This window comes from Glycomyces dulcitolivorans, from assembly GCF_003265355.1.
Taxonomy (GTDB): Bacteria; Actinomycetota; Actinomycetes; order Mycobacteriales; family Micromonosporaceae; genus Glycomyces; species Glycomyces dulcitolivorans.
Map to the genome: position 1 here is coordinate 1 of NZ_QFRW01000182.1, position 5,414 is coordinate 5,414.

General features: G+C 74.3%; 4 protein-coding genes. All 4 read left to right on the top strand.

Annotated elements, in window-relative coordinates; genetic code table 11:
- A partial coding sequence (locus DI269_RS13895; RefSeq protein WP_198667420.1) for a hypothetical protein occupies positions 1-1,031 on the top strand: 1,031 nt, incomplete at its 5' end.
- Between the two features lie 76 nt (positions 1,032-1,107).
- The gene (locus tag DI269_RS13900) at positions 1,108-2,466 is read left to right on the top strand and encodes an IucA/IucC family protein (protein ID WP_112136806.1); all 1,359 of its coding nucleotides are present in this window, start codon (positions 1,108-1,110) and stop codon (positions 2,464-2,466) included.
- Entirely contained in the window at positions 2,463-3,983 is a 1,521-nt protein-coding gene (locus DI269_RS13905; protein ID WP_198667421.1) for an IucA/IucC family protein, read from the top strand. The genes DI269_RS13900 and DI269_RS13905 overlap by 4 nt, the downstream gene beginning before the upstream one ends.
- Positions 3,984-4,015: 32 nt before the next feature.
- Complete coding sequence (locus tag DI269_RS13910; RefSeq protein ID WP_232822746.1) at positions 4,016-5,125, top strand: type III PLP-dependent enzyme domain-containing protein; 1,110 nt, start codon at positions 4,016-4,018, stop codon at positions 5,123-5,125.
- Positions 5,126-5,414 lie beyond the last annotated feature (289 nt).

The window sequence follows — 5,414 nt, forward strand, 5'->3', positions numbered from 1 at the left end:
CCGCGGCCAAGCCCGCGCACCGCAAGGTCCGCGGCTGGAACGTCGCGCCCGCCCCCGCGCCGGTGCAGCACTCGTTCCCCGCCGAGGGCGCCCTCGTCGCCGTGCCCTGGCACGCGCGCCTGCGCCGATTGCGGCCGGTCTACCGCCCTTCGGCGTGGACCGCGGCCGCCATGTGCGCCGCGGTCGCCGCCGTCTGGGTCTTCATGGGCCTGGGTTTCCTCGGGCAGGCCCTCGCCTCGGACTCGTGGGTGTTCCTGATCCTGGCCATCCCGGTCACGATCGCGGTCGCGATGATCGTCGTCGTCCAGACCTCCCGGGCGCTGCGCCGGCGCCCCGACAACGCCCCGCCCCCGCCCACGGGCCGGCTGATCATCGCGCTGCTGTTCGCCGCCGCCGTCATCGCCCTCGCCGGGCCCGCGACGCCGTGGGGCTGGGCCCTGGGCCTGTACGTCCTCACCGGCGCCGGCCTGGCATGGACCGTGAAGCGCCTGCGGTTCACCATCGCGCTGCGCCGCTCGGTCGGCGGGGCCCTGCGCCAGTTCAACGCGTTCGGGCCCGTCGGGACCCGCCCGAAGGCCGACCGGCCCACCGGGAAGCTCCTGCGCGAAGTCCTCACGAACCTGCCGGCGGCGCGCCTGTTCGTCGCGCTCCCGGCCGAGGAGGACACGCGGGTGCCGCACGCGATCGTCTGCGGCGACCGCATCGCGCTGCTGTGCGCGCCGGTCGGACGCGACAGCGCCGACGTCGACTCCGTCAACCTCCCCGAGGCCGTCAAAGCGCTCGACGCTGCCCTGCCCGACGCGCACGTCCAGGGGTGGGTCCTGTGGCCGACCCTGCCCGAGACCGCCCGCGCCGGCGAGGCCGCCGCCGTCCACGACGTCGCCGTCTCGCAGGCGGCGGCCGACATCGGCCTGTGGCTGGCCGACGGCGGCGCGGTCTACGACCTGCCGGTCCTCCAGGCGCTGCGGATGCGCCTCGCGGCGGTCCCGGCCCCGCGCTCGGGTGAACTGGGCGCCGTCGTCAGGGCCTGAAATCCTGCCCGCCGCAACGCGGGCGTGAGAAAACGCACCCTCCACACCGGCCCGTTTCGCCAGTACAGTGCAGGCAATGGACGCCACCGCCCGCGCCGACGCCATCGTCGCCGACCGCCTCCGCGCCGCCGCCGACCGCGAACCCGTGCCCGGCAAGGCCCACGGCGCCACGGCGGTCGAGATCGCCGCATCGATCAGCGCTGGTTCGGTGTTCGCGGACCGGTTCATCGGCGAGGTCGCCAGCGCGGTTCGCGGTACGGCGCTGGCTTTGGAGGCGGCCCGGCCGCACCCGACCGACTTGTGGGCGGCCGCCGCGGCGGCGCATCCGGATCCGTCGGTGTGGTTCGAGCAGGCGGTGCTGCTGGGGCATCCGGTGCATCCGCTCGCGCGCTCGCGCGGAGAGCTCACGGACGAAGAGATCCGCACTTATGCGCCGGAGCACGGGGCCCGGTTCGATCTGGGGCTTTACTATCGCGAGGACCTGCGTGAGCCCGCGGTGTGGCTGTCGACCTGCGGGCGCACCGGGCAGCTCCCGGTCCACCCGTGGCAGGCGGCCCGGCACGGCCTGACCGGTCCGGTGCGGGTCTTCGCAGGCGCCGCGCCGTTGATGAGCCTGCGCACGGTCTCGGTCGGCGACCTCCAGATCAAGACCGCCGTAGACCTCCAGCTGACCTCGGCGGTCCGCCACGTCTCGGCCGCATCGGTCCGCAACGGCCCGATGCTGACCCGCCTGCTCAAGGACCCCGCCGCCGCGCACGGCATCGCGATCCTGCCCGAGCGGGCCGCGATCGCCGAAGGCCCCGACGGCGAACCGCAGCCGCACCTGGCGGCGATCGTGCGTCCCGCCCCGCACCTCATCGGCCACCCCCGGGCGGTCCCGCTCGCGGCCCTCGCTGAGACGTGTCCATCGGATGGGCGGCCGATCGCCGTGGCGTTCACCGGGGACGACCCCGAGGCGTGGTGGGAGGCGTTCGTGCCGGTGGCGCTGGCGCCGCTGCGGCTGTTCGCCGCCACCGGTGTCGCGCTCGAAGCGCACGGGCAGAACACGCTCGCCTCCTTCACCGGGGACCTGCCGACGGGCCTCGTCTACCGGGACTTCGGGGGCGTGCGCGTGCCGCCCGGAGGCTTCCCCGGGATCGTCGGCGACCTTCCCGAACCCGACCGTGAAGCGCGCCTTCGGAAACTCCTGGCGGCGCTGTTCCCGACGACGCTGACCGCGATCGTCGAGGTGTTCGCCGCGTGGTCGGACACCGACCCCGGGAAGTGGTGGGCCGCTGTCGCCGCCGCGGTGCGCGACCTCGGTCTGGAGCCGTGGATCGCGGATGCGGTGCTGCGTGATCCGTGGCCGATCAAGGCGACCACGGCGATGCGCTTGGCGCAGAATTCGACCGAGGACATCTGGGTCCGGGTCGGCAACCCGCTGGCGGCGGCGTGAACCTCACCGACCAGATCCTGGCCGCGGCCTGGCGCGAGGACCTGAACGGGCACCGCACCGGGCCCGCGCCGGTCCATGAGGGCCCGTTCAACCAGCTCGACTACCCCGACCGCGGCGGCGACGACGGGGACGCGGTGAAGGCGCTGGAGGCGATCCTGGGCGAGCCGGTCCCCGCGCACCTGGTCGCGGAGCTGGAGTCGGCGCGCACCGGCCGGGCCCTGGCGCACGAGAGAGCCGCGGTGCGCCGCCGGCACTTCGCGACCCTCGCCGACCGAGCCGGGGCGCCGAGCCTGGCGAAGCTCATCGCGGCGTGCAGGAGCGACGTCGATGCGACCGCGCGGCTGCTCGAAACGCTCGCGACCGACGGGCACCAGCTCCACCCGTGCGCGCGCACCCGCCTGGGCTGGAACCGGACCGACCTGGAGCGGTACGACCTGGAGACGCCCCGGCCGATCCGGGTCCGCCTCATCGCAGACCGGGCCGGCGTCCTCGAATACTCGGGGGCGGACTTCCGCGAGCATCCGATGCTCGCGGGCCTCGACCTGAGCGACCCGGTGGTCCCGGTGCACCCGTGGCAGCTCGAACACCGCATCCTCCCCTCCTATGGGGAGCTGTTCGCCGACGGGCGCCTGGTCGTGCTCGACGAGACGGTGCCGGCGTGGCCGACCGCCGCGATCCGGACCCTCGCCGGGCACCGCGATCCCGGGTTCTTGAAACTCGCGGTCGGCATCCACATCACCTCGACGCGCCGGGACATCTCCCCAGCCACGGCGCTGCTCGCGCCGCTCCTGTCCGGGCACCTCACCGGGCTCGAAGCGCAAGGGCCGCACCGGCTGCTGCCGGACCTGTCGGGGGCGTGGCTGCCCGGGCGCCGGGACCTGACTGCGATCGCCCGCGCGCCCCTGTCGGCGGTCGTCCCGGCGGGTGCGGTGTGCGTGCCGGCGACGGCGCTGGCGGCCGTGTCGCCGGTGACGGGGGTGAGCGTGGCGGCCGAGTACGCCGACTGGCACGGCGACCCGGCGGCCTGGCTGCGCGCCTACGCGGGCCTGTTCGTGCCGCCGGTGCTCGCGAAGGCGGCCATGGGGATCGGCCTGGAGGCGCATTTGCAGAACAGCCTGGTGGCCATGGACGGGCCGGTGCCGGTCGCGGCGGTCTCGCGGGACCTGGGCGGGGCCCGGTTGCATCTGCCGACGGTGCCGTTCCGGGTGGTGCTGCCCGAGGGGAGCCCGGTGAACGCGGTCTCGCTCGACCAGGTGCGCGCGAAGGTGGCGTACACGCTGTTCCAGAACCACCTCGCGGCGCTGGTGATCGCCCTGGAGCGCGATGCGGGCCTGGATGCGGGGGCGTTCTGGGCGGACCTGGCCGACCTGATCGCCTCGCTTGACCTGCCTGCGGCCGACCGCGACTGCTATCTTGCGCCGCAGTTGCCGACGAAGGCGCTGCTGTCGATGCGATTGGCGCCGGGCCGCGAGATCGAAGCGCCCGTCGACAACCCCCTCGCTCGGGGCCGGTCGTGAACGGGCCGGTCCCTGCGAAGGTGGCCGCTGCGGTGGCGGCGCTCGATTCGCCGTCGAGCGCATGGATCTACGACCCCGCCGTGTTCACCGCAAGGTTGGGGGCGGTGCGGGCGGCGCTGCCGGACTGGACGGTCCTGTATGCGATGAAGGCGTGCGCGAACCCGGCGATCGTGGCCGCGGCCGCGCGGGACGCGGACGGGATCGAGTGCGCCTCCGGCGGCGAACTGGCCGCGGCGATCAGTGCGGGCGCGGGCCGGGTGGCGTTCTCGGGGCCGGCGAAGACCCCGGCGGACCTGGCAGCCGCCGCAATATGTGACATTCCACTGTGCGTGCACGTGGAGGGCCCGCGCGAACTCGACCTCCTCGCCGCGGCCGGATACAAAGGGCCGATCGCACTGCGGGTCAACCGCGGCCGGGCCCTGCCCGGGTCGCATCAGATGACGGGGGCGCCGACGCCGTTCGGCATGGACGAGCCCGCCGCCCTCGCCGCGGTCGAACAGGCGCTGCGGCTCGGTCTCGACGTGGCCGGGTTCCACCTCCACGCGGTCTCGAACTGCCTCGACGCCGCCGCGTACGCCGATCATGTCCTCGACGCCCTCGACTGGTCGCGGCGGTCGGCGGCGGGCCGGTTCGACCTGCGGTACGTGAACGTCGGCGGGGGTCTGGGCGCGGATCCGCGGGGGGACGTGATCGACCTCGACGCCCTCGCCGAAGCACTCGGGGATGTCCCGGGCCGGTACTTGGCGGCGGGGGTCGAGCTGGTCGTGGAGCCGGGCCGGTACCTGGCGGCCGCAGCGGGCTGGTACGTCGCGGAGGTCGTCGACGTGAAGACCGTGGCCGGTCAGGCGTTCGCGCTGGTGCGAGGGGGCACGCACCACTTCCGACTGCCGGCGGCGTGGGGCTACGCGCACCCGTTCCAGGTCGTGCAGGGGCCGCGCACGGGCGCGGTCCTGTCCGATGTGGAGGTCCGGGTGTGCGGGGAGCTGTGCACCCCCAGGGACGTCCTCAACGGAGGCCAAAGGGTCTCGTCGATCGGGACCGGGGACCGCCTCGTGTTCGCGAACGCCGGTGCGTACGGTTGGGAGATCTCGCACGACCGGTTCCTGGGCCACCGGGGCCCCGACTTGGTCGTCATCGACTGATCGGCTGATCCGCAAACGCTCGCCATGCGTCTACTATGAAGGGCCCTAGCGTGCCCGGTCCGTCCCGACCAGGTGCGCTACCGCCTCGATCCCCCCATTGAGGAGTCCGTATGCCGAATCGGCGTTTTGCCCGGCGGACCCATCGCGAAGCGGCGCGGCTCGCCGCCGCCGGCGACCACCCGGCCGCCCAGGCCGCGTTCGCCGCCGCCGCGGTCGAGTACCGCGACCGCCTCGCCGCCCATCCCGGCGACCGGGCGTCCCGCGAGGACTACGCCGATCTGCTCGCCTC

Bases quoted from the DNA above. Each gene is read 5' to 3' on its own strand.
- DI269_RS13900 (WP_112136806.1), top strand. From the start codon at position 1,108: ATGGACGCCACCGCCCGCGCCGACGCCATCGTCGCCGACCGCCTCCGC.